Genomic DNA, 22,775 nt, shown 5'->3' on the forward strand with positions numbered 1-22,775 from the left:
GCCGCCCGCGGATCGGGGGCGCGTAAACTCCCTCGGTCATGAAGGTACTGATCTCTGTTGACATGGAAGGCATCTCGGGGATCGTGCATCCCGTCGAGACGAATCCGGATCGCTACGACTACGAGCATGGCCGGGCGTTGATGACGGCCGAGGCGAACGCCGTGATCGCCGGCGTCCTGGAGGCCGAACCCACCGCGGAGGTTCTGGTCGCCGACTCACACGGGACCTACCGCAACCTGCTGCCGGAGGAGCTCGACCGACGGGCGCACCTGGTACGTGGCAAGCCGCGCCCGCTGGGCATGCTCGGCGGGCTCGACGAACACACCGACGCCGCTCTGTTCATCGGCTACCACGCCCGCGCCGGTGCCGGACCCGCCGTGCTCGCGCACACCATGAGCGACAGCATCCTCGATGTGCGTGTGGCCGGGCGCTCCCTGGGCGAGATCGGTCTTAACGCGGCCATGGCCGGGCATCTGGGCGTGCCGGTCGTCCTGCTCAGTGGCGACGCCGCCGCCTGCGCCGAACTGCTCGATCTGGTCCCCTCGGCCGGCACCGTCGCGGTCAAACAAGCCCTCGGTCAGGCTGCCGCCGTCGCTCTGCACCCCGAGGAAGCCCGGGATCGCCTGCGCCGGGCGGCCGCCGAGGCCATGACGCGGCGGGCACTGGTTCCGCCGCTGACCCTTGCCGGGCCGCTCGATGTCGAAGTCGACCTGAGCGGCCCGTACATGGTCGATCTGGCGACACTCGTGCCGGGTGTCTCACGTGCCGAGGGCGCACGAACGATCAGCTTCACCGCCGCCGACTTCGCCGAGGCCTACAGGCTGGTCGTTCTCCTCGTACAGCTCGCCGGCGTCAAACCCGGCTAGCCCGCCCTCAAAGTTCCGCCCGCCCAGCCGGGCGTGGCCGTGTCAGCGCGACATACAGCACCAGCGACGCCGCCAGACCCACCGCCCACCCGTAGTCCGCGAGCGGCTTCAGGAAGGGGATCAACCCGTCCTCGGGGAACGGGCCCTTGCCCGGGGCCGAGTGGGAGCCGCCCACCGCCAGTACGCCGCCGACGGCGAAGGCGAGGACCGCCCGTGGGTTCCAGCCGTTGCGGTACCAGTAGCGGCCGCCGGGGCGGTACAGGTCGGCCAGGTCGAGGACGGTGCGGCGGACGATCCAGTAGTCCGCGATCAGGATGCCCGCGACCGTACCGAGCAGGCCGCCCACCAGTCCGAGCCAGGTGAAGATGTACAGCTCGGGGGTGGCGGTGAGCTTCCACGGCATGATGACGACGCCGACCACACCCGTGATCAGCGCGCCCGTACGGAAGTTGATGAGCTTGGGCGCGAGATTGGCGAGGTCGTAGGCGGGCGAGACGACATTGGCGGCGATGTTCACGGAGATCGTCGCGATCAGTACGGTCACCAGCGCGAAGAGCAGGCCGAAGACGTTGTCGGTCTTCGCGGCCAGTTCGACCGGGTCCCAGACGGCCGCCCCGTACACCGCCTGTGAGCCCGAGGTGACGAAGACCGAGAGCAGCGCGAAGAGGGTCATGGTCGTGGGCAGACCGAGCGACTGGCCCCAGATCTGGGCGCGTTGGCCCGCGCCGAAGCGGGTGAAGTCCGGGATGTTCAGGGACAGCGTGGACCAGAAGGCGATCATCCCCATCAGGGACGGGAAGAAGACCGGCCAGAATTCCGCGCCCCAGCCCAGCTCGGACGGCTGGTCGAGCAGCGGTCCAAGGCCGCCCGCCTTGACGGTGATCCAGACCAGCAGGACCAGCGCGCCGACGATCACGAACGGCGCCGCCCAGTTCTCGAAGCGCCGCAGGGTGTCCATCCCCCGGTAGATGATGGCGAGTTCGAGCGCCCAGAAGAGGACGAAGCAGAGCCAGAGGGTCCACGGCTGGCCGCCGATCCTCGACGCGTCCGCCCAGCCGCCGAAGATCTTGCCGAGCAGGACGAAGATGCCCTGGCCGCCGATCCAGGTCTGGATCCCGAACCACGCGCAGGCGACCGCCGCCCTGATCAGCGCGGGCAGATTCGCGCCGCGCAGCCCGAACGAGGCGCGGGCGAGCACCGGGAAGGGGATGCCGTACTTCGGCCCCGCGTGCCCGGTCAGCAGCATCGGGAACAGCACGATCAGATTGGCCAGCGCGATCGTGAAGACCGCCTGCTTCCAGTCCATGCCGAGGGTGACCAGCCCGGAGGCGAGCAGCCAGGACGGGATGTTGTGCGCCATCCCGACCCACAGGGCGGCGAAGTTGTATGTCGTCCACCGGCGGCGGGCCACCGGTACGGGCAGCAGATCCGCGTTGGCGAAGCGGCTGTCGTCGGGGACCACGCCGGGCGGGAGCTCGACGCGGCCCTGGGGGTCGGTCCGCGCGGCGGCTATCGGTTCTCCGGGGTCGGGGGACGCGGGCGGTACGGTCGCGGTCATGACGGTGGGACCCTTCGTTCGAGAGCGGGTGTCGGGGACGTCGAACGAGGCCGTGCGGGCGGTGGTGGGACGGGAGAGCGCGGTCGTGCGGGTCAGTCCTGGAGCGCGGGGATGATCTCGGCGCCGTACGCGTCGATCGTCGCTTCCTTCGCGTCATGCATGTTGTAGACGGCGAACTGGTCGACGCCCAGGTCGCGCAGCGCCCTCAGCTTCTCGATATGCGCCTCGGCCGGCCCCAGCAGACAGAACCGGTCCACGATCTCGTCGGGCACGAAGTCCGTGGACGGGTTCCCGGCCCGGCCGTGGTGGCTGTAGTCGTACCCCTCACGCCGCTTGATGTAGTCGGTCAGCGCGTCCGGTACGAGCCCGGAGTGTTCTCCGTACCGGGTCACCAGATCGGCCACATGATTGCCGACCATCCCGCCGAACCACCGGCACTGCTCCCGCGCGTGCGCGATGTCGTCGCTGACATAGGCGGGCGCGGCGACGCAGATGGTGACGGAGTCCGGGTCGCGTCCGGCGTCGGACGCGGCCGTACGGACCGCCTTGACCATCCACTCGGTGAGGAACGGGTCGGCGAGCTGGAGGATGAAGCCGTCGGCCTTCTCCCCCGCCATGGCCAGCGCCTTGGGACCGTACGCCGCCATCCACACGGGCAGCTTCCCGTCGCGTACCCAGGGCAGCCGCAGCGGCCGGCCGTCGACCACGGCCTCGCGCCCCTCCCCCAGATCGCGGATGACCTCGATGGCCTCGCCCAGCCGGGCCAGTGTGTTGGGTTTACGGCCCACGACCCGCATCGCGGAGTCGCCGCGTCCGATGCCGCACACGGTGCGGTTGCCGTACATCTCGTTGAGCGTGGCGAACGTGGAGGCGGTCACCTCCCAGGTCCTGGTGCCCGGGTTGGTCACCATCGGGCCGACGGTCAGTGTGGTGGTGTGCTCCAGGATGCGGCTGTAGATGACGAAGGGCTCCTGCCAGAGCACGGCCGAGTCGAAGGTCCAGCCGTACGTGAAGCCGTTGCGTTCCGCGCGCCGCATGAGGCCGACGACCGCCGACGCGGGCGGGTCGGTCTGGAGGACGAGTCCGAAGTCCATGGCCTGGTCACTCCTAGGTCTCAGGTGAGGTACTGGCAGAGGGAGCGGGGGGTGTACTGCCCGTGTCCCGCCCGTCCGGTGAACTGCCGCTTGTCGATGACGAGTTCACCGCGTGAGAGGACGGTCTCCACCTGTCCGGTGATCCGCTTGCCCTCGTACGCGGAGTAGTCCACGTCCATGTGATGGGTCTCGGCGGAGACGGTCTGCTCGGTGTGCGGGTCGTAGATGACGACATCGGCATCTGCGCCCGGCGCGATGGTCCCCTTGCGCGGATAGAGGCCGAACATCCTGGCCGGGGAGGCGCAGGCGATCTCGATCCAGCGGCGGCGGGTCAACTTCCCCTCGACGACGGCCTGATGGAGCAGATCCATCCGGTTCTCCACCCCCGGCAGCCCGTTGGGGATCTTCGAGAAGTCGCCGCGGCCCATCTCCTTCTGGCCCGCGAAGCAGAACGGGCAGTGGTCGGTGGAGACCACCTGGAGATCGTTGGTGCGCAGTCCGCGCCAGAGGGCATCCTGGTGCTCCTTGGGCCGCAACGGCGTGGAGCAGACGTACTTGGAGCCCTCGAAGTCCGGCTCGGCGAGATTGTCGGTGGAGAGGAAGAGATACTGCGGACAGGTCTCGCCGAAAACGGGCAGCCCCTTGTCACGGGCGGCGGCGAGCTCGGCGACGGCCTCCTCGGCCGAGACGTGCACCACGTACAGCGGCGCCTCGGCGACCCGCGCGAGCTGGATCGCCCGGTGCGTGGCCTCGGCCTCCAGCAGCACCTTCCGTACCTCGCCGTGGTAGCGCGGGTCGGTGTGCCCGGCGGCCAGGGCCTGTTCGACGAGGACATCGATCGCGATGCCGTTCTCGGCGTGCATCATGATCAGCCCGCCGTTGTGCGCGGCGCGCTGCATGGCCCGCAGGATCTGGCCGTCGTCGCTGTAGAAGACCCCGGGGTAGGCCATGAAGAGCTTGAAGGACGTGACGCCCTCCTGCACGAGGAGATCCATCTCCTTCAAGGAGCTCTCGTTGACGTCGGCCATGATCATGTGGAACGCGTAGTCGATGGCGCAGTTGCCGTCGGCCTTGGCGTACCAGGCGTCGAGTCCGGTGCGCAGCGCCTGTCCCGGGGACTGGATGGCGAAGTCCACGATGGTGGTGGTGCCGCCCCAGGCCGCCGCGCGGGTACCGGTCTCGAAGGTGTCGGCGGCGAACGTGCCGCCGAACGGCATCTCCATGTGCGTATGGGCGTCGACCCCGCCCGGGATGACGTACTTGCCGGTGGCGTCGATCGTCCGGCCGGCGGTCCAGCCCTCGGCCACGTCGGACCCGTGCGCGGCGAGGGCGACGATCCGGCCTTCCTCGATCAGGACATCGGCGTGGATCTCGTCGGCGGCGGTGATGACGAGTCCGCCGCGGATCAGGGTGCGGGTACTGCTCATGCTGGTGGCGCTCCCTTTCGTACGGTCGGCTTGCTGCGGTCCGGGAAGGCCCGAGGTCCGGTCCTCGGAGGCGGACGGAACGGGTCCCGAGGGGCCCGACTACGCCCCGCGCAGGGCCTGTTCGAGAATCGCGGCGCCCTCTTCGGCCTCGGCGACGGTCAGCGAGAGCGGCGGGGCGATCCGCAGCACGCTGGTGTTGTGGCCACCGCCCTTGCCGATCAGCAACCCGCCCTCGCGGGCCGCTTCGAGCACGGCCGACGCCGTCCCGGGGGCCGCCTGGCCGGTGCTCGGCTTGATCAGCTCGATGCCGATCATCAGTCCGCGTCCGCGTACCTCGCGTACGGAGTCGACCCCTGCGCCGATGGCCCGCAGCCGCTCGATGAGCAGTCCGCCGACGCGGCGGGCGTTGCCCTGGAGGTCGTGCTCCAGGAGATACGAGAGATTGGCGAGACCGGCCGCCATGGTGACGGGGCTGCCGCCGAAGGTCGAAATCGAGTTGGCGTCCAGGCAGTTCATGATGTCGGCGCGGGCGACGACACCGCCGATGGACATGCCGTTGCCGATGCCCTTGGCGAAGGTGAGGATGTCCGGCGGACCGTTCTCGCCGTGTGCCTGCCAGCCCCAGAAGTGCTCGCCGGTACGGCCCCAGCCGGTCTGCACCTCATCGCTGATCCACAGGATGCCGTGCCGGTCGAGGACTTCCCGGAACGCGGCGTACAGCCCGTCCGGCGGGGCGGTGAACCCGCCGACGCCCTGCACCGGTTCGGCGATCAGCGCGGCGGGCGTGCGGGTGTGGCCGAGCAGATCCTCCAGATCGGCGACACACGCCTCGATGAACCGCTCGTCGGTGAGCCCGGCGTACGGGCCCCGGTTGCGGACGCCACCGTGCACGTACAGCGTCTGGAGCGGCGAGAGGCCGGTGGGCGACCAGCCGCGGTTGCCGGTGATGGAGACGGTGGAGAAGGACCGGCCGTGGTAGCTGTTGCGCATCGCCAGGATCTGGTTCGACCCGCGGTACGCGGTCGCCAGCATCAGCGCGGTGTCATTGGCCTCGGTGCCCGAGGTGGTGAAGAAGACCCGGGCGTCCGGGATGCCGGACAGGGCGGCGATCCGTTCGGCGAGTTCGACCATCGGACGGTTGAGATAGAGCGTCGAGGAGTGGATGATCCGCCCGGCCTGCTCGCTCACCGCCTTGGTGACCTCGGGGAGCGCGTGGGCGGTCATGGTGGTGAGGATGCCGCCGAAGAAGTCGAGATAGCGGTTGCCCGCCGCGTCCCAGACATGGCGGCCCTCGCCATGGGTGATCTCGATGGGCTCGTCGTAGTAGAGCGCGAGCCAGTCGGGGAGTACGGCGCGGTGGCGGCCGTACAGATCGTTCGCGAGCGGTCGCGTCACGGCTGCACCAGTCCCTCGTACGCGTCGGGGCGGCGGTCCCGGTAGAACGCCCACTGCTGCCGCACCTCGTCGATCAGCCCGAAGTCCAGGTCCCGTACGACCAGTTCCTCCGCCTTGTCGCTGGCGGTCTCACCGACGAACTGACCACGCGGGTCGACGAAGTAGCTCGTCCCGTAGAAGTCGTTGTCGCCGTACTCCTCCTGTCCGACGCGGTTGATCGCGGCGACGAAGTACTCGTTGGCGACGGCGGCGGCCGGCTGCTCCAGCTGCCAGAGGTAGCTGGAGAGGCCGCGGGAGGTGGCGGAGGGGTTGTAGACCAGCTGCGCGCCGTTCAGCCCGAGCTGGCGCCAGCCCTCCGGGAAGTGGCGGTCGTAGCAGATATAGACACCGACCTTGCCGACCGCCGTGTCGAAGACGGGCCAGCCGGCGTTGCCGGGCTTGAAGTAGTACTTCTCCCAGAACCCCTTGACCTGCGGGATGTGGTGCTTGCGGTACTTGCCGAGGTACGAGCCGTCGGCGTCGATGACCGCCGCGGTGTTGTAGTAGAACCCCGACTGCTCGACTTCGAAGACCGGGACGACGATCACCATGCCGGTCTCGCGGGCGAGCTCCCGCATCCTGGTGACGGTCGGGCCGTCGGGGACGGGCTCGGCCCACCGGTAGTGCTCAGGCTCCTGCACCTGGCAGAAATAGGGCGCGTTGAAGACTTCCTGGAACCCGATGACCTGCGCGCCCTGCAGGGCCGCCTCGCGGGCGTGCTCCTCATGCTTGACGATCATGGATTCGGTGTCGCCCGTCCAGGTCGCCTGGACGAGTGCGGCGCGTACGACTCTGGCCACGAGCTGCTCCTTCGGCGGGTGCGTCGATGAGCTCTACGCACGTAGATTCGATGCGTAGGAGGAGAACGTAAGCCCCGTCTCACACTGGGGCAAGACCATCGCCGTTAACCCGCAGAGTCGATCAAGTTTCACACCCGAGCGGTCGACATTGGGCAAGATGCATCAAACCGATCAAGTCCGGGGCCGGTCCCGCATCACGTCCGAGGCCGGTCCCGCTCAAGTCCGGGGCCGGTCCCGCATCACGTCCGGGGCCGGTCCCGCTCAAGTCCTGGGCCGGTCAGGTGCTGACGATCCCCGCGACCCGCAGGGCGTGTACGAGATCGCGCTCACGGGCCACCGAGACCGCGCGGGCGGCGTCGATCAGCTGCGGGACCAGCCGGCGCGGATCGGGCGCGGCGATGAGCACCGCGTCCTCGGGCGTACGGGCCTGGACGAAGGCGCTGAGCAGCGCCCGCGCCTCGTGCGCGCGGCCCGCCTCGCCGAGCGCGAGTACGGCGTCGCTGATCTCCTCGGCGGGACGGGAGACGCCCTGGCGCAGCAGCTGCCCGCAGTCACCGTCCCGGCCCGCCGCGGCGAGTGCCCCGGCGGCGGCGGCGAGCCGCGCGGGCGGCAGGAAGGCCGCTTCCCACAACAGCTCGGCCCAGTCGGCGCCGAGTCCGGCGCGGTGCAGTTCGGCGGCGAGCAGCGGGAACTGTTCGGGGGGCCGGCCGGCGGCTTCGCAGAGCACGACATGCGCCTCGCCGGTCCGGCCGTCGGCGCGCAGCCGGATCAGCGTGGCGACCATCTCGGCGGCGGCCCGCAGATCTTCGGCGGAGTGCCGGGGCGCGGCCGGCTCGACAGGCGCGGCGGGTGCGCCGCCGAAGCGGGCGCCGCGCGGGGAGGCGGGGGCGGACGGCGGCGGTACAGGGAGTGCGGGCGCGGGCGCGGCCTCGTCGAGGTCATCGACCTCCAGCCCGGCGAAGCGGGCGCCACGGGGCTTGCGCCGGGGCGCGGGCGCCCGCTTCTTCTTCTCCTCGGGCTCCGGGGCCGGGTCGGCGCGGCCCCGGTCCGTCGGGTGCGTAAACACCGTTTCCCGGTGACTAGTTGATGCAGCGTCAGATAGTTCGTCAGACACCTCACCGGACATCCCGCGGGGCGCCGCTCCGGACGGCTCCTCCGGGCCCGGCCGGTCGAAGACCGAGTGCTCCTCCGCGCGGAACCAGCCTTCCGGGGCCGGTGGGCGCGCGGGCCTGGCGGTGCGGGCCGGGGGCGCCAACGACGCCAGCCGGGAACGGAGTTCGGCGCAGCGCGCGGAGGCGCGGGCGTGGTCGTCGCGTACCCAGGCGAGATCGTGGGCGAGCTGTTCGGCCCGGGGCGAGCGCTCCGGGGTGGTACTGAGCAGCCGGACCAACTCCTCGGCCCGGCCCGCCGCGTGCGCCTGCTCGCGCACCATCAGCCGCAGCCGGTCGGACAGCGCCTCCGAACCGCCGGGGAGCCGGTCGTGCGCGGCGGCGGACGCCGTGTAGAGCTGACCGGCCCGCTCGGTCTCGGCCGCCACCACCCGGTCGTCACGTCCGGCGGCGAAGTCCTGGAGCAGCGATTCCACCACGTCCCAGGGCGGCACCTCTGTGCCGTCGAAGCAGGCGCGCAGACCATCGGGGTCACGGTGGCGGAAGACTCCGTACCAGCCGCCTTCCGGATCGAGGAGAGACGTCAAGTCCCTTAAATACCGCGCGAACGCCCCGATCTCCGCTGGAAGTTGACGTACCGCCATCGCCGGCCCCGTTCCTGCCCCGCCGCGCTCCACCGAAGGGAGCCCTCCGGTCCGCTGGCATTCGACCTCAGTCGTGTTACAGGGCCGCTACGGACAGTTTTCCGGCACGGTTCGGTGTCCTACCGGACCATGGAGTCAGAGGGTGATGGCGATCCCGGTGTGCGGACGCTTACCGCGCCGCACGGCCCTGGCCGGCCAGTCGACCAGCCAGAACTGCCAGCTGTACTTGCGGGCCAGCAGCTTACGGATGCGCTCCAGCGCCGTCGGCTCCTCAAGCAGCCGCGCCGTACCCTCGGCAGTCGGCGCGCCCTGCGCGATCCGCCCGCGCACGTCGCACGCCGTCACCACGACCCGGCTGTTGTTGCGGATCCGCTTGACCTTCCAGGCGTCGGACCTGGTCCAGATGAGCAGTTCGCCGTCCGCCACCGCGTGCCAGACGGGGGTGGCGACCGCCGTACCGTCCTTGCGATAGGTGGTGAGGCTGACATAGCGGCTACGGCCGAGTTCGTCGAGGGTGGTCACGGGCGGGAGACTACGCGGTCCCAGCCGCCCCCGACAGCCCCGGCTCACCCGCGACCGCACACGGGACTCAGACCGGCACCAGCACGCAACGAGCCGCGATCTCGTCCATCGACAGCCCCAGCGCCCCGGCCAGCGCCGCCACGGTGAAGAAGGCCGGCGTCGGCGCCCGGCCGGTCTCGATCTTGCGCAAGGTCTCGGCGGAGAGTCCGGCGACCGCGGCGACCTCCACCATGCTGCGCGCACCACGCGCCTCACGGAGCAGCCGGCCGAGCCGCTCGCCGCGCTCGCGCTCTTGGGGAGTGAGGGGACTACGTACCATCCCGTCATTCTAATACCGCCGCACAAGGGTGCCCGGGATCGCTCGCGACCGGTATAGTTATTGGAATGGTGGAGATCAAAACCGATGCGTCCCTGGACGCCATGCGCGCCGCGGGCCGGGTCGTCGCCCAGGCCCTGACAGCGGTACGGGAAGCGGCGGCCGTGGGCAGCACGCTGCGCGCCCTCGACGAGACCGCACGCGCCGTCCTGCGCGAGGCGGGGGCCGGTTCGCCCTTCCTCGACTATCACCCCGACTGGGCGCCCACGCCCTTCCCCGCCGTCATCTGCACCTCCGTCAACGACGCGATCGTGCACGGCGTCCCCGACGGCTACCGGCTGCACGACGGCGATCTCGTCAGCATCGACTGCGGTGCGGCGCTCGACGGATGGGTCGGCGACGCGGCGATCAGTTTCACGGTCGGCCGCGCACGCCCGGACGACGTACGGCTGATCGACACGGCCAACGAGGCGCTGGAGGCCGGTATCGCGGCGGCCGTCGTCGGCAATCGCATCGGTGACATCGCCCATGCGATCGGCCGCGTCTGCCGCGGGGCGGGCTACGGCATCCCCGACGGCTTCGGCGGCCACGGAGTGGGCCGCACGATGCACGAGGACCCGGGCGTGCCCAACGAGGGGCGCCCGGGACGCGGGATGCCGCTGCGGCACGGCATGGTGCTGGCGATCGAGCCGATGCTGATCGGAAGCGGCACCGACCAGCACTTCACGGCCCACGACGGCTGGACGATCCGCACCCTGGACTCCAGCCGCGCCTCCCACGCGGAACACACCGTCGCGATCACCGACGAGGGCCCGCGGATCCTGACGGCGCTCTGAGTGGACGGGCGCGGGGGGCATGTGGGAAAGGGACTCACGGCGGGTTCGGATCGCCCGGTCGACGGAGTATCCGGACTCGGCCCGGGGTGAGGTCCGGGTGCCGGTCGCGCTGGCCGGCAGGTGAGGGGTTCCCGGTCACACGCGTGGCTGACGATCTGGAACAGCCGGTGATCGCTGATGGTCACCCGCTGACGTTCCGGCGTCTGATCGAGGCGATGGGCGCCCACGCCCTCGAAGGGGGGCGCAGAAGCGGTCCGTATCAGGCCGGTACGGTCCAGAAACCCGAATCGGCGGCCGGCGGGGACTTGGGAACCCACGCGGTGCGATCCGCCCCCGGGCTCCAGTCCGGCACATTCCCCCCGTAGTAGATGACGAAAGCCCAGTAACTTTCCTCCTCATGGAGGATGAGGCTGTCCTCGTCCGACAAGTCCTGTCCGTGCCACTGCTCATTGATGCGCGCGACGGCCTCCGCGCGCGACACCCCGAACTCCGAGACCATGTCGTCCGCGATGGAGTCCAGGAACTCCAGTGTCTCGGGCGACGTGGGCATGGTGTACGCACTACTCATAATCGGCTCCCTCGATCGACTCTCACTGAAGCGCCCGGTTGAGCAGAGATCCGGTATCGCCGAAGAAGACGACCTGATCACCGCTCCATCGAGGTTCCGCCCCCCCTTGTCAACAAGGGCGCGAAACGGCCCCGGGTCCCGGCCCGGCCGGAAAGGCCGGCGGGACGGGACCCGGGTGTCAGAAGTCGTTCCGTACGACCCGCTACTTGCCGTCCGGGCGGACCACCATCGCCGAGCCGCCGCCCCTGCGGACCTTCTCGGCCGCGGCCAGCCAGCGGCCGTCAGGCAGCCGCTGCACGCCCGTCGCCGCGCCGATCTCCGGGTTCTGGCTGAACACATGCCCCAGCACCTCCAGTTGCTGGCGCACGGGGCTGTTCCAGAGGCCCGGCTCCAGCTCCGTGGTCGCGCCGTTGCGCTGGCTGGCCCGGGGTGCCGCGATCGCGTCGACGAGCGGCAGACCGCGGTCCAGCCGGCCGGTCAGCGTCTGGAGCACGGTGGTGATGATGGTCGCGCCGCCCGGTGAGCCGACCGCGAGGACCGGCCGGTCGTGGGAGTCCAGCACGATCGTCGGGGAGATGGACGAGCGCGGGCGCTTGCCGGGGCCCGGCAGGTTCGGGTCGTGGACGGCCGGGTTGGCCGGGGCGAAGGAGAAGTCCGTCAGCTCGTTGTTGAGCAGGAAACCCCGTCCGGGCACGGTGATCGCGCTGCCGCCCGTCGACTCGATGGTCAGCGTGTAGGCGACGACATTGCCCCACTTGTCGGCCGCCGTGAGATGCGTGGTGTTCTCGCCCTCGAAGGTGGTCGGCGCCGCCGTCCCGCCGGGCGCGCACGGCGTGGGATCGCTCGGATCGCCGGGCGCCAGCGGGCTCTTGAGGACCGCGTCGTCCTTGATCAGGCAGCCGCGCGCGTCCGCGAAGCGCTGCGACAGCAGCCCCGTGGTCGGTACGTTCTCGAAGGCCGGGTCACCGACCCAGCGGCCCCGGTCCGCGAAGGCGATCCGGCTCGCCTCGATGAACCGGTGCAGATACTGCGCCTGGGTCGCCTTCGAAAGGTCCGTGCGCTCAAGGATGTTGAGCGCCTCGCCGACGCTCGTACCGCCCGAGGACGACGGCGCCATGCCGTACACGTCGAGTCCCCGGTACGAGACCTTGGTCGGCGCCTGCTTCTTCGTGCGGTAGCCGGAGAGATCGCGCTCGGTCAGATCGCCGGGGCGCGCGTTGCGGCCGGAGTCCGGGGCCACGGGAGGCTTGCGTACGGTACGGACGATGTCCCGGGCCAGCTCGCCCTCGTACAGCGAACGGGTGTCGGTGCGCCCCAACTCCTTGTACGTACGGGCCAGATCGGGGTTCTTGAAGGTCGAGCCGACGACCGGGAGCTGTCCCCCGGGCAGGAAGAGCCGGGCGCTGTCCGGGAAGTCCGCGAACCGCGCCTGGTTCGACTGGGTCTGCGCGCGGAAGGTGTCGTCGACGACGAAGCCGTCCTTCGCCAACCGTTCGGCGGGCTTGAGCAGTTGGGGGAGCGAGCGGCTGCCCCAGGCGTCGAGCGCGGTGTTCCAGGTGGCGGCGGTCCCCGGCGTACCGACGCTCAGCCCGCTGGTCACGGCGTCCGCGAACGGGAGCGGCTTGCCGTTCTCCAGGAAGAGCGAGCTGTCCGCCGACTTCGGCGCGGTCTCGCGGCCGTCGATGGTGTGCACCGTACGGGACTTGGCGTCGTAGTAGACGAAGTAGCCGCCACCGCCGATACCGGCGGAGTACGGCTCGGTGACACCGAGCGCGGCGGCCGTGGCCACGGCCGCGTCCACGGCGTTGCCGCCGTTCCTGAGCACCTCGATACCGGCGGCCGAGGCATCGGCGTCGACGCTCGCGACCGCTCCCCCGTACCCGGTCGCCACCGGAGTCTTGGCCCGCGGAGGTGCTGGGGTGCCCGCCTCGGAGACCGAGGCGGGCGCGCACGCGCCCACCGAGAGCAGGGCCGCGGCAACGGCCGCCAACGACACATTCCGCGCAGCGGAGCGACGCATCCGTACCTCCAGTCGAGAACTGTTCGCGCAGCGTAGCGCCGGCGCCCCCGCTCCGTCAGGACCGTCTCGAACTCTGTTCGCCTCGTCCCGCTACGATGCGCGCCCATGAGTGACGACATACGCAACATCGTGCTCGGCGTGGTCGCCGCCGGGATCAGCGCTTCCCTGGGCTGGCTCGCCCGTACCTATCTCTGGCGCCGCAGGCTCCGCCGCAAGCAGGCGTTCTTCGGTCTGCCGGGAAACTCCGAATGTCTGCTGGTCGTCAATCGTGAGGCGGGCAGCGACGGAGCGGTCCACCGCTACGACGTCTCCGCCCTGCTGGAGCTGGCCGCGCTGATCAAGGACTGCGGCGCGCACGCCGAGATCGTCCAGCACGACACCGCGCGCCAGGGGTTCGGGGAGCGTACGGAGTTCTGCCTCGGCGGCCCGTACTCGAATCGCCGGATGGCCGCGCACCTCACCTCGCTGCTGCCCGGCGTGAAAGTCGACACAAGTACCGAATCCGGGCCGGACCGGGGCTCGTTCCAGATCGGCTCCGAGCGCTATCGCGCGGAGGGGGGCGTCACCGAGTACGTCCTGCTGGCGCGGCTCACCGTCGGGGAGGGGGCACGGCCGGTCTTCCTCTTCTGCGGCCAGCGGGCCATCACCAACCAGGCGGCCACGCGCTATCTGTACCGCCACCACGAGAAGCTGGCGCGCAAGCACGGCGGCAACTCGTTCTGTCTGCTGCTGAAGGTGGTCAACTCGCTGGCCTACGGCCCCGATGTGGTGGAGCTGGTCGCGGATGTGACCCGGGCGGCCCACGAGCCCGTCCCGGCCGCCGCGTGAGGGACCGCCCCGAACGACGAAACATCCCAAGTGGCCCGCCCGCCGGGCGCGCTCCCGGTGGAGCACAACCCGACCGGCGTACAGCTGACCTTCTTCCCGTCCGTACGAGATCCGTACGAGAAGTGATCTCCGGCTGCCGCCGGACGGGCCACTGCCCCTGAGCTACTGCCCGCCCGGCAGCAGCGTCCCTGGGGAAGCCGGGGCGATGCCCACGGCCTCTGTTCTCGGGTTGCGCCGCTGCCGCCCGGCCAGCCAGTGGGCGAACCAGGAGAGCAGCATGCACATCCCGATGTAGATCGGTGAGATCACCATCACCACAGGGATGAACGGCAAATCGTAGTCGAGATTCGAGGCGATGAGCTTTCCGGCATGGAGGAACTCCTCATAGGTGATCAGATAGCCGAGTGATGTGTCCTTGAGAGCGACCACCAGCTGACTGATGATCGTGGGCAGCATGGCGCGGACCGCCTGCGGCACCAGCACGTACGTCATGACCTGCGTCTTGCGCATGCCGAGCGCGTACGCCGCCTCCCGCTGACCGCGCTCCACCGAGTTGACTCCGGTACGGAACACCTCGGCGAGCACGGAGCCGTTGTAGAGCGTCAGTCCCGCCACCAGCGCGGGCAGCGCGTGCACCTTCAGCGCCACGAAGATGAAGAAGATCATCACCAGTACGGGCATGGCGCGGAAGAACTCGACCAGCGCGGTGGCCAGCCAGCGCAGCGGCGGGTGCTCGGAGAGCCGGCCGCAGGCGAGGACCGCGCCGAGGGCGAGCGAGAACACCGCGGCGTACGCGAAGGCCTTGAGGGTGTTGCCGAGGCCGCGCAGCAGCAGATCCTGGATGCCCTGGTACTCGAAGGGGGTCCACTTGGTCGCGGTGAACTGGTCGGTGGCGAAGAGGAGATAGAGCAGCCACCCGAACAGCGCGGCGACCGCGGCCGTCGCCAGCACGCCGTACCAGCGGTGCCGCCGCTCCGTCCGGGGCCCCGGGAAGTCGTACAGCGCCGTCGAGTCGCTCCGGGACGCCTTCGTGGTCCGCGGAGGCTTCGGCGCTTTCGAGGCCGTCGAGGTCATCGGGCGACTCCCCAGCGCTTCTCCATGAAGTGGAACAGCGCACTGATGGACAGGGTGATGATCAGATAGCCGACCGCGATCCAGACGAAGGTCCAGATGATGCTGTAGCCCATCTCGCTCAGGCTCTTGTACGTGCCGAGCAGCTCGGTGACGCTGAACGCCCCCGCGATCGCCGAGTTCTTGGCGAGGGCGATCAGGGTGGAGCCGATGGGCGGGATGACGGAACGGAACGCCTGCGGCAGGACGACACCGCCCAGGGTCTGCCCGAAGGTCATCCCGAGGCTGCGGGCCGCCTCCCCCTGCCCCTTGGGCACGGTGTTGATGCCGGAGCGCAGCACCTCACAGATGAACGCGGAGGTGTAGCAGCCGAGCGCGAGGATCGCGAAGAGCTGGAAGGGGAGGACCAGACCGAAGCGCGGCAGTCCGAGGACGACCGCGAAGAACAGCAGCGTCAGCGGGGTGTTGCGCAGGACGGTCACCCATACGGTGCCCAGCGCCCGCAGCGCGCGGACCGGCGCGACCCGGAACGAGGCCATCACGAACCCGAGGGCCAGCGCGAGCAGTGAGGCGTAGACCGTCAGCTCGACCGTGCCGAGGAAGCCCTTGCCGTAGAGGGAGAGGTTGTTGGTCAGTACGTCCATGGCTCCTGCCTCAGCTCGCCGGGTAGCGGTCGATCGGCGGGGGCGGGGTGGCCCGGCGCCCGGAGAGGCCGAGGGTCGCGTTGTAGGCCTTCTGCCAGTTGCCGTTCTTCTCGTTGACCGCGAGTGCGTCGTCGAGCGCGAGACGCAGCGCGTTGTCGCTCCGCGGTACGCCGATGCCGTAGGGCTCCTTGGAGAAGGGTTTGCCGACCACCTTGAGTTCGCCGGGCACCTTGGCGGCGTAGCCCTGGAGGATCGTGTCGTCGGTGGTGACGGCGTCGACCTGGAAGGTGAGCAGATTGTCCACACAGACGGAGTACGTGTCGTAGCCGACGAGTTGGACGTGCGGGTAGTCCCGCTGGATCCGCTGGTACGGCGTGGAGCCGGAGGCCGAGCAGACGCGTTTGCCGTTGAGGTCCTGCGGCCCGTGGATGTTGTGCTCGTCGGTCCGCACCAGCAGCGACTGGCCGGCCATGTAGTAGGGGCCGGCGAATCCGACGAGCTTCTTGCGGTTCTCGTTGATGGTGTACGTGCCGACGTAGTAGTCGATCTGCCCGTTCTGCAGGGCGGTTTCCCGGTTCGCGGAGGCGATCGTACGGAAGCGGATGGTCTTCGGATCGAAGCCCAGGGACGCCGACATCATCTTGGCGATCTCGATGTCGAAGCCGGAGTAGACGCCGGTGGCCGGGTCCTTCTCCCCCATGTACGGCTGGTCCTCCTTGGCGCCGACGATCAGATACCCGCGCCGCTTCGCCATGGTCCAGGTCGGTGAGCCGGGCAGCCGGAAGGCCGTGTCCACCCGGTAGTGGGGCAGCGCGTCGGCCCGCGGGCCCTTCACGGGCGGGCTGCCCGGCTTTCCGCAGCCGGCGGCGAGCGGCGCCAGCAGGGCGAGCAGGAGGGGCAGGAGCGCCGTAAGGGTTCTCCTCGTACGCGGTGCGCGACCGGAGTTCATGGACCGCACCCCTCAGTGCTTGAGGATCTTGGAGAGGAAGTCCTTCGCCCGGTCGCTCTCCGGCGCGGTGAAGAAGTCCTCCGGAGTGCGGTCCTCGACGATGCGGCCGTCGGACATGAAGACCACGCGGTTGGCGGCGGAGCGGGCGAAACCCATCTCATGGGTGACGACGACCATCGTCATGCCCTCGCGGGCCAGCTGCCGCATGACTTCGAGCACCTCGTTGATCATCTCCGGGTCGAGCGCCGAGGTGGGTTCGTCGAAAAGGAGGGCCTTGGGGTCCATGGCGAGCGCGCGGGCGATGGCGACGCGCTGCTGCTGGCCGCCGGAGAGCTGCGCGGGCAGCTTGTCGGCCTGCGAGAGAAGTCCCACGCGGTCGAGCAGTTCCCGGGAACGCCGGTCGGCGTCCTCCTTCTTGCGCTTGCGGACCTTGATCTGCGCGAGCGAGACATTGTCCAGCACGGTCCGGTGCGCGAAGAGGTTGAACGACTGGAAGACCATGCCCACTTCGGCACGGAGCCGCGCGAGTCCGCGGCCCTCGGCCGGCAGGGGTGTTCCCTCGATGGTGATCAGGCCCGACTCGATCGTCTCCAGCCGGTTCATGGCCCGGCAGAGCGTGGACTTCCCGGAGCCGGAAGGGCCGATGACCACGACCACTTCCCCGCGGGCGACCGTCAGATCGATGTTCTGGAGGACATGCAACGGCCCGTAGTACTTGTTGACGCCCCGCAGTTCGATCAATGAATCGACGGCCATACGCTGCCCCACCCACTCCCGGCTGTGTCGAAGTCAGCGCAAACTATCCAGCCGGACAAGGGACTTCACGCTCGACACGCACATGTGGGGCATAAGCCGTATTTACTGCAAAGGAGGCCGGGGTCAGGCCTCGGCGGCCTCCGCGTACACCTGGGACAGCTCGGGCGCTCCGGTCGCCGCCCAGTCGAGACCGGACTCGACGACCTGGATCTCGCGCCCGGAGACGAGGCGCACCACGGGGTGCCCGCCGGGCCAGATGTGCCAGACCGCGCCGGGCACCGTACGGACGATCACCGTGCCCAGATACAGCCCCGCGTCGTTGCCCAGCCAGGGCAGCTCCTCGGGGTCGTCGCGCCAGCGCGGCGGCAGCTGGTCGAGGGCCTCCAACGACGCCGGGGAGTCGTCCAGTTCAAGACCGTTCTGCCCTGCCCGGACCCGCAGCAGCTCGCACTCGGAGAGCAACTCGGCCACGCCCTCCAGGTCGCCGTCGACGACGGAGGCGAGCGAGGCCGCGTCCTCGCCGCCGTGCCGCTTGCGCCAGTTGTCCAAGAAAGGGATGTTCATACCACTCACCCTGCCATTCCCCCTGCCGGGGCACCATAGGGCGCGCGCAACGGCCGGAGGCCGTCCTCAGACGTCGAGGTCCACCACCACAGGGGCGTGGTCGGACGCGCCCTTGCCCTTGCGCTCCTCGCGGTCGACATAGCTGTCCTTGACCGCGCCCTCGAACGCCGCGTTGCCGTAGACCAGGTCGATCCGCATGCCCTTGTTCTTCGGGAAGCCCAGCTCCCGGTAGTCCCAGTAGGTGTACGGCCGGTCGTACTTGAGCGGGCGGGGCATCACATCGGCGAGCCCCTCCTCACGCAGCGCGGCGAGCGCCGCGCGCTCGGCGGGGGTGACATGCGTGGCCCCCTCGAAGCGGGACAGGTCCCATACGTCCTCGTCGGTCGGGGCCACGTTGAAGTCACCGAGGACCGCGAACGGCCGCGCGCCCGCCGCGTCGTCGGCCACCGCCTTGCGCAGCGCCTCCAGCCAGCGCAGCTTGTACGCGTAGTGATCATGGCCGACCTCGCGGCCATTGGGCACATAGACCGACCAGAGCCGGACCGGGCCGCACGTCGCGGCGATCGCGCGCGGCTCCGTCACGCCCTCGTACTCCGGTCCTTCGGGAAGCCCCCTGACGATGTCCGTCAGGCCGGCCCGGGAGATCAGCGCCACCCCGTTCCACCGTCCGGTGGCGTTGACCGCCGACTCGTAGCCCAGCTCGCGGAGCTGTTCGGCGGGGAACTGCTCCTCCGTGCACTTGGTCTCCTGGACGCACAGCACGTCCGTGCCGGAGCTCTCCAGCCAGGCCAGCAGCCGGGGCAGCCGGGCGGTGATCGAATTGACGTTCCAGGTGGCGATGCGCATGCGGGACAGCCTATCGGCGGGGTCTGACAGTCACAGTTCGGCCAGTCACAGCTCGACGGAGCGGCCCGGGGCGAGCCTGCCGTGTTCCGCGCCGCCCAGGCCCCCGATCTGGGCGTCGTAGAGGGGCCGGGCCAGCTCGGTGAGCAGCGCGTCGTGGATGTCGAAGGAGCGCCGCGGCTTGACCTCGCGTACGTACTCGATCACCTCGGAGATCTTGCTCCAGGGCGCCTGTACGGGCAGCAGCAGCGTCTCGACCGGCTGGTCGGGGACGGTCAGCGCGTCGCCGGGGTGGAAGACCGAGCCGTCCACGAGATAGCCGACGTTGGTGATCCGCGGGATGTCCGGGTGGATCACCGCGTGCAGCTCGCCGTGGACCCGGATGTCGAAACCGGCGGCGGAGAACGTGTCGCCGTGGCCGACCGTGTGGACACGGCCGGGGAAGGCGGCGGACATCCGCTCGGCGACGCTGCGCAGCGTCCACAGCTCAGCCGCCGGGTTGGCCTCAAGACCGGCCCGCAGATGCGCCTCGTTGAAGTGGTCGGGGTGCTCGTGGGTGACGAGGAGGGCGTCCGCGCCGTCCGTGGCGTCGTCCTCCGTGAAACCGCCGGGGTCGATGACGAGCGTACGGCCGTCCTTCTCCAGCCGGACACACGAGTGTGACTTCTTGGTGAGCTTCACCGCTGACCGCCTTCGCCGCTGTCGGTGCCGGGTACGCGTGTGCGTACTGCCATCCTGCTACGCCTCGGGCGTGGTCTCCTCCTGGATCACGGTCCGCGCCACCCGGAACGCCGTGTTCGCGGCCGGGACTCCGCAGTAGACGGCCGTCTGGATCAGCACTTCCTTGATCTCGGCGGGCGTGAGGCCATTGCGCAGCGCGGCCCTCGTATGGAAGGCCAGCTCCTCCAGATGGCCGCCCGCGACCAGCGCGGTCAGCGTCACGGCGCTGCGGGTGCGGCGGTCCAGGCCCTCCCTGGTCCATACCTCGCCCCAGGCGTAGCGGGTGATCAGCTCCTGAAAGTCGCCGGTGAAGTCGTCGGCGGCGGCCATGGCGCGGTCCACATGGGCGTCGCCCAGGACCTGTCTGCGCACCCGCATGCCCGCCTCGTACGGATCGGGCCGCCCGGTCGTCACGGCCTCGGGCTGCTCGGCGGGGGCGATCTCCGCGACCGGGCCGATCGTCGCCGAGAGCGAGGGCGCGGGGCCCCGGTCGGGCAGCACGGTGAGGCCGGTGGAGGTGTCGGACGGGTTGTACCAGGCGGTGGAGAAGTGGTGGACGAGCAGATCCGTGACGGCGGCGGGCTGCTCGACCGGCGCCAGATGGGAGGCTCCGGGCACCAGCGCGAGCCGGGCGTCCCGTATCCCCGCGACCAGCGTGCGCGCCTCGGCGGGCCCCGTGACATGGTCCTCGGCGCCGACCAGCACCAGGGTCGGAACGGCGATACGGCCCAGCTCCGCCCGGATGTCGAAGGCGGCCAGCGCCTCGCAGGAGGCGATGTAGCAGCCGGGGTCGGTCGTACGGACCATCTGCACGGCCCACTCGACGATGGCCGGCTGGGCGGCGGCGAAGCCCGGGGTGAACCATCGCTCGGGCGCGCTGCGGGCCATCGGATCCAGCCCGTTGGCACGGACGATCACCCCGCGCTGCCGGAACTCGTCGGCCGTGCCGAACCGGGGCGAGGCGGCCACCAGCGCGAGCGAGGCGATCCGGTCGGGGCGGCGCAGCGCCAGCTCGGCGCCGATGGCACCGGCGATGGAGCAGCCCACATACCCGAACCGCTGCACCCCGATCCCGTCGAGCGTGGCCAGCAGCCGTTCCGCCAGTTCGGGGACGCTGGTCGCGGGGTGCGCGGGTGCGCCGCCGTGGCCGGGCAGATCGAAGCGGAGCACCCGCCACTGGCGGGCCAGCTCGGGCACCTGGCGGTCCCACATGTGCCAGGTGGTGCCGAGGGAGGGGCCCAGGATCAGGATGGGTGCGTCTTCCGGCCCGTCCATGCGGTACTGCAGGGTCTTAGTCATCGTCTCACTCACCCGCTCACGCTCCCATATCCCACATTTTCTTTCGGGAGAGGGTCGGGACACTCGCCTCTCATGCGTCCGCCGCCGAACAAACCCGCGCGGGCATCGTACAAGCGGACCAGCGGACCAAGCGGACCAGCGGCCCCACCGCGTCCGGACCGGCACCGGGCGGCCGACGGGTCGTTAGTGACGGTGGAGACCCCGGCCATGGGCCGGTGAGGAGGCGCCGCCGCCTGATACCGGCAGCGCGATCGAGGGGGAGGTACGGAATGTCGGGGAGCGAGGCGTCGTTCATCGATTCGCCCGAACTGCGCGCGTCTTACGAGGTGTGCGCGGCTGAGATCAGGCAGTTCCTGACGCCGATGTGGAAGGCGACCGAGGTGCTGCCCGCCGCGATCCGTCCCCACGTCCTGGCCGTGAACAGCTTCACGGTGTACAGCGACCGCATCGCCGATGAGGGAGGAACGCGGCAGCTCCGCGAGGAACGGTTCGCCCGGTGGCGTTCCGAGACTTTGGAGGAGCTGCGCACCGGGCGCAGCGAGCATCCGCTGCGGCGGGCGTTCGTGGACACGGTGCGGCGGTGGGAGATCGACCACGCGCTGGTCGAGGAGTTCCTCGACACCATGCGGGCCGACTGCGTCTCCCCTCCCGTCTTCGAGACGTTCGCGGAGCAGCGGCGCTATCTGCGGGGAATCTCGGGGACGACCAACGAGATGTGGATGTCGCTGCTGGAGGTGAGAGGGCCGCAGGCGTTGGCGCTGGCCTCGGTGCTGGGCGAGGTGTGCCAGCTGGTGGACACCTTCGAGGACCTGCCGGTCGACCTGGCGGCCGGCCGGTGCTATCTGCCGCGCGCCGACCTGCGGCAGCTGGGGCTGGAGACCGGCGACCTCCGGCGCGGTGAACGGCGTGAGGTACTGGATGAGCTGGTGGACATCCAACTCGGGCGTTGGCGCGACCTGTTGGAGCAGGCGATGCCGCTGGGCGGGATGGTGAGTCCCGAGTACCAGCCGTTCCTGCATACGGTGCTTCTGGGCGCGTGGATGCAGTTCGACGAGGTCACGCTCCGGAAGTCCCGGGTCTTCGTGGACGGCATGGAACCACTGACGTCGACCGGTGCGGCGCGGCGCCGCCCGGCATGGCCGGTGGTGGGTGTGGTGCCGGGCCATGTCGGGGTGATCATGGACGGCAACCGGCGGTGGGCCACTCAGCGGACCCTGCCGGTCTCGCGGGGCCATCAGGCGGGCGCGCAGGCCGCGATGCGCCTGGTCAACGCCGCCCTGCGGCTCGGGGTACGGCACCTGAGCATCTACGCGTTCTCCACCGAGAACTGGGACCGTTCCCAGGAGGAACTGACCGCTCTGTTCGACACCATGGCCGACGGGATCGTCCGGGGCACCGAGTGGCTGCACGAACTGGGCGTGCGGGTGCGCTGGTGCGGACGGCGTGACCGTATCGATCCGTCACTCGCCTCCGTCCTGACGCTGGTGGAGAGCCTGACGTCGAACAACGATGTGCTGTCGCTGACCCTGTGCGTCGACTACGGCGGGCGGGACGAACTCACCGACGCCGCCCGCGCGCTGGCCGCCGAAGCGGTCGCGGGGACGATCCGGCCCGAGGACATCGGCCCCGCCGACCTGGCCCGGAACATGTACGTGCCCGGCCTGCCCGACATCGATCTGCTGATCCGCACCTCCGGCGAGCAGCGCATCAGCAACTTCCTGCCCTGGCACCTCGCCTACGCCGAGCTGATCTTCGACCCGACGCCCTGGCCCGACTTCGGCCTGGCACAGCTACGGGAGGCCCTCGCCACGTATGCCGACCGCGAGCGCCGCTTCGGGGGCACCCTTCCCCGTCCTGCCCGACCGGTGGAGCCGGCCCCGGCTCCCTGAGCCGGAGCCGGCCCCCGG

Annotated in this window: 22 protein-coding genes; 4 read left to right on the forward strand and 18 right to left on the reverse strand. The window is 70.1% G+C overall.

Translation table 11 applies throughout. The features are described 5' to 3' along the window. Window positions 1–38 precede the first annotated feature (38 nt). Entirely contained in the window at window positions 39–866 is an 828-nt protein-coding gene (locus tag IF11_RS0106925; protein ID WP_030350553.1) for a M55 family metallopeptidase, read from the forward strand. A gap of 7 nt (window positions 867–873) precedes the next feature. Here the strand turns inward: IF11_RS0106925 and IF11_RS0106930 are convergent, their stop codons facing one another. From IF11_RS0106930 to IF11_RS0106965, 8 genes are all read right to left on the reverse strand, one after another. Next, entirely contained in the window at window positions 874–2,424 is a 1,551-nt protein-coding gene (locus IF11_RS0106930; protein WP_030350554.1) for an NCS1 family nucleobase:cation symporter-1, read from the reverse strand. 92 nt (window positions 2,425–2,516) lie between these two features. After that, window positions 2,517–3,518 carry a TIGR03842 family LLM class F420-dependent oxidoreductase gene (locus tag IF11_RS0106935; RefSeq protein ID WP_030350555.1) on the reverse strand — a complete coding sequence of 334 codons (1,002 nt, stop codon included), beginning with the start codon at window positions 3,516–3,518 and terminating at the stop codon, window positions 2,517–2,519. Between the two features lie 20 nt (window positions 3,519–3,538). Continuing rightward, window positions 3,539–4,945, reverse strand: a complete 1,407-nt coding sequence (gene hydA / locus IF11_RS0106940) for a dihydropyrimidinase (RefSeq protein WP_030350556.1) — start codon at window positions 4,943–4,945, stop codon at window positions 3,539–3,541. Between the two features lie 99 nt (window positions 4,946–5,044). Continuing rightward, a complete protein-coding gene (locus IF11_RS0106945) occupies window positions 5,045–6,340 on the reverse strand; it encodes an aspartate aminotransferase family protein (RefSeq protein WP_030350557.1) in 1,296 nt (431 codons plus the stop codon). Further along, window positions 6,337–7,179 (reverse strand): nitrilase-related carbon-nitrogen hydrolase, encoded by an 843-nt coding sequence (locus IF11_RS0106950; protein ID WP_030350558.1) that lies wholly within the window; start codon window positions 7,177–7,179, stop codon window positions 6,337–6,339. Before IF11_RS0106950 ends, IF11_RS0106945 begins: the two co-directional genes overlap by 4 nt. Window positions 7,180–7,456: 277 nt before the next feature. Beyond that, window positions 7,457–8,932: a hypothetical protein gene (locus tag IF11_RS0106955; RefSeq protein ID WP_030350559.1), complete on the reverse strand. Its 1,476-nt coding sequence runs from the start codon at window positions 8,930–8,932 to the stop codon at window positions 7,457–7,459. A gap of 135 nt (window positions 8,933–9,067) precedes the next feature. Continuing rightward, on the reverse strand, window positions 9,068–9,454 hold the full coding sequence (locus IF11_RS0106960; protein WP_030350560.1) for a PPOX class F420-dependent oxidoreductase: 387 nt from the start codon (window positions 9,452–9,454) through the stop codon (window positions 9,068–9,070). A gap of 67 nt (window positions 9,455–9,521) precedes the next feature. Then, window positions 9,522–9,773, reverse strand: a complete 252-nt coding sequence (locus IF11_RS0106965; RefSeq protein WP_030350561.1) for a helix-turn-helix domain-containing protein — start codon at window positions 9,771–9,773, stop codon at window positions 9,522–9,524. A 65-nt stretch (window positions 9,774–9,838) separates the two neighbouring features. On the opposite strand from IF11_RS0106965, the gene map reads away from it, so the two are divergent. Then, window positions 9,839–10,606 carry a type I methionyl aminopeptidase gene (map, locus tag IF11_RS0106970; RefSeq protein ID WP_030350562.1) on the forward strand — a complete coding sequence of 256 codons (768 nt, stop codon included), beginning with the start codon at window positions 9,839–9,841 and terminating at the stop codon, window positions 10,604–10,606. A 259-nt stretch (window positions 10,607–10,865) separates the two neighbouring features. Here the strand turns inward: map and IF11_RS40760 are convergent, their stop codons facing one another. Next, window positions 10,866–11,174, reverse strand: coding sequence for a hypothetical protein (locus IF11_RS40760; protein WP_051745596.1), 309 nt, complete (start codon window positions 11,172–11,174; stop codon window positions 10,866–10,868). Between the two features lie 202 nt (window positions 11,175–11,376). Beyond that, window positions 11,377–13,194: a gamma-glutamyltransferase gene (gene ggt, locus IF11_RS0106980; RefSeq protein WP_030350564.1), complete on the reverse strand. Its 1,818-nt coding sequence runs from the start codon at window positions 13,192–13,194 to the stop codon at window positions 11,377–11,379. 105 nt (window positions 13,195–13,299) lie between these two features. On the opposite strand from ggt, the gene IF11_RS0106985 reads away from it, so the two are divergent. Continuing rightward, window positions 13,300–14,022 carry a hypothetical protein gene (locus IF11_RS0106985; protein ID WP_030350565.1) on the forward strand — a complete coding sequence of 241 codons (723 nt, stop codon included), beginning with the start codon at window positions 13,300–13,302 and terminating at the stop codon, window positions 14,020–14,022. Window positions 14,023–14,184: 162 nt separating this feature from the next. On the opposite strand, the gene IF11_RS0106995 is transcribed toward IF11_RS0106985, so the two are convergent. The 8 genes from IF11_RS0106995 to pcaDC all read right to left on the reverse strand — a co-directional run bounded on the left by IF11_RS0106995 (window position 14,185) and on the right by pcaDC (window position 20,880). Beyond that, window positions 14,185–15,096, reverse strand: coding sequence for an amino acid ABC transporter permease (locus IF11_RS0106995; RefSeq protein ID WP_030350566.1), 912 nt, complete (start codon window positions 15,094–15,096; stop codon window positions 14,185–14,187). Next, the gene (locus IF11_RS0107000) at window positions 15,093–15,737 is read right to left on the reverse strand and encodes an amino acid ABC transporter permease (protein WP_030350567.1); all 645 of its coding nucleotides are present in this window, start codon (window positions 15,735–15,737) and stop codon (window positions 15,093–15,095) included. Before IF11_RS0107000 ends, IF11_RS0106995 begins: the two co-directional genes overlap by 4 nt. Before the next feature lie 10 nt (window positions 15,738–15,747). Then, window positions 15,748–16,686 (reverse strand): glutamate ABC transporter substrate-binding protein, encoded by a 939-nt coding sequence (locus IF11_RS0107005; RefSeq protein WP_030350568.1) that lies wholly within the window; start codon window positions 16,684–16,686, stop codon window positions 15,748–15,750. A 12-nt stretch (window positions 16,687–16,698) separates the two neighbouring features. Continuing rightward, window positions 16,699–17,442, reverse strand: a complete 744-nt coding sequence (locus IF11_RS0107010; protein WP_030350569.1) for an amino acid ABC transporter ATP-binding protein — start codon at window positions 17,440–17,442, stop codon at window positions 16,699–16,701. 123 nt (window positions 17,443–17,565) lie between these two features. Continuing rightward, a complete protein-coding gene (locus IF11_RS0107015; protein WP_030350570.1) occupies window positions 17,566–18,006 on the reverse strand; it encodes a DUF6278 family protein in 441 nt (146 codons plus the stop codon). Between the two features lie 66 nt (window positions 18,007–18,072). After that, window positions 18,073–18,852 (reverse strand): exodeoxyribonuclease III, encoded by a 780-nt coding sequence (locus IF11_RS0107020; protein ID WP_030350571.1) that lies wholly within the window; start codon window positions 18,850–18,852, stop codon window positions 18,073–18,075. A 45-nt stretch (window positions 18,853–18,897) separates the two neighbouring features. Then, the gene (locus IF11_RS0107025; protein WP_030350572.1) at window positions 18,898–19,530 is read right to left on the reverse strand and encodes an MBL fold metallo-hydrolase; all 633 of its coding nucleotides are present in this window, start codon (window positions 19,528–19,530) and stop codon (window positions 18,898–18,900) included. A 57-nt stretch (window positions 19,531–19,587) separates the two neighbouring features. Next, window positions 19,588–20,880: a bifunctional 3-oxoadipate enol-lactonase/4-carboxymuconolactone decarboxylase PcaDC gene (gene pcaDC / locus IF11_RS0107030; RefSeq protein ID WP_030350573.1), complete on the reverse strand. Its 1,293-nt coding sequence runs from the start codon at window positions 20,878–20,880 to the stop codon at window positions 19,588–19,590. A gap of 257 nt (window positions 20,881–21,137) precedes the next feature. On the opposite strand from pcaDC, the gene uppS reads away from it, so the two are divergent. Next, window positions 21,138–22,757, forward strand: coding sequence for a polyprenyl diphosphate synthase (uppS, locus tag IF11_RS38565; protein ID WP_051745598.1), 1,620 nt, complete (start codon window positions 21,138–21,140; stop codon window positions 22,755–22,757). The last annotated feature ends 18 nt before the right edge of the window (window positions 22,758–22,775 follow it).

Origin of the sequence: Streptomyces scopuliridis RB72 (assembly GCF_000718095.1) — a bacterium.
GTDB classification, from domain to species: Bacteria; Actinomycetota; Actinomycetes; order Streptomycetales; family Streptomycetaceae; genus Streptomyces; species Streptomyces scopuliridis.

Bases quoted from the DNA above. Each gene is read 5' to 3' on its own strand.
- ggt (WP_030350564.1), bottom strand. From the start codon at position 13,194: ATGCGTCGCTCCGCTGCGCGGAATGTGTCGTTGGCGGCCGTTGCCGCG.
- map (WP_030350562.1), top strand. From the start codon at position 9,839: ATGGTGGAGATCAAAACCGATGCGTCCCTGGACGCCATGCGCGCCGCG.
- IF11_RS0107005 (WP_030350568.1), bottom strand. From the start codon at position 16,686: ATGAACTCCGGTCGCGCACCGCGTACGAGGAGAACCCTTACGGCGCTC.
- uppS (WP_051745598.1), top strand. From the start codon at position 21,138: ATGTCGGGGAGCGAGGCGTCGTTCATCGATTCGCCCGAACTGCGCGCG.
- IF11_RS0106965 (WP_030350561.1), bottom strand. From the start codon at position 9,773: ATGGTACGTAGTCCCCTCACTCCCCAAGAGCGCGAGCGCGGCGAGCGG.
- IF11_RS0107020 (WP_030350571.1), bottom strand. From the start codon at position 18,852: ATGCGCATCGCCACCTGGAACGTCAATTCGATCACCGCCCGGCTGCCC.
- IF11_RS0106995 (WP_030350566.1), bottom strand. From the start codon at position 15,096: ATGACCTCGACGGCCTCGAAAGCGCCGAAGCCTCCGCGGACCACGAAG.
- IF11_RS0107010 (WP_030350569.1), bottom strand. From the start codon at position 17,442: ATGGCCGTCGATTCATTGATCGAACTGCGGGGCGTCAACAAGTACTAC.
- IF11_RS0106985 (WP_030350565.1), top strand. From the start codon at position 13,300: ATGAGTGACGACATACGCAACATCGTGCTCGGCGTGGTCGCCGCCGGG.
- IF11_RS40760 (WP_051745596.1), bottom strand. From the start codon at position 11,174: ATGAGTAGTGCGTACACCATGCCCACGTCGCCCGAGACACTGGAGTTC.
- IF11_RS0107000 (WP_030350567.1), bottom strand. From the start codon at position 15,737: ATGGACGTACTGACCAACAACCTCTCCCTCTACGGCAAGGGCTTCCTC.
- IF11_RS0106955 (WP_030350559.1), bottom strand. From the start codon at position 8,932: ATGGCGGTACGTCAACTTCCAGCGGAGATCGGGGCGTTCGCGCGGTAT.
- IF11_RS0106935 (WP_030350555.1), bottom strand. From the start codon at position 3,518: ATGGACTTCGGACTCGTCCTCCAGACCGACCCGCCCGCGTCGGCGGTC.
- hydA (WP_030350556.1), bottom strand. From the start codon at position 4,945: ATGAGCAGTACCCGCACCCTGATCCGCGGCGGACTCGTCATCACCGCC.
- IF11_RS0106930 (WP_030350554.1), bottom strand. From the start codon at position 2,424: ATGACCGCGACCGTACCGCCCGCGTCCCCCGACCCCGGAGAACCGATA.
- IF11_RS0107015 (WP_030350570.1), bottom strand. From the start codon at position 18,006: ATGAACATCCCTTTCTTGGACAACTGGCGCAAGCGGCACGGCGGCGAG.
- IF11_RS0106925 (WP_030350553.1), top strand. From the start codon at position 39: ATGAAGGTACTGATCTCTGTTGACATGGAAGGCATCTCGGGGATCGTG.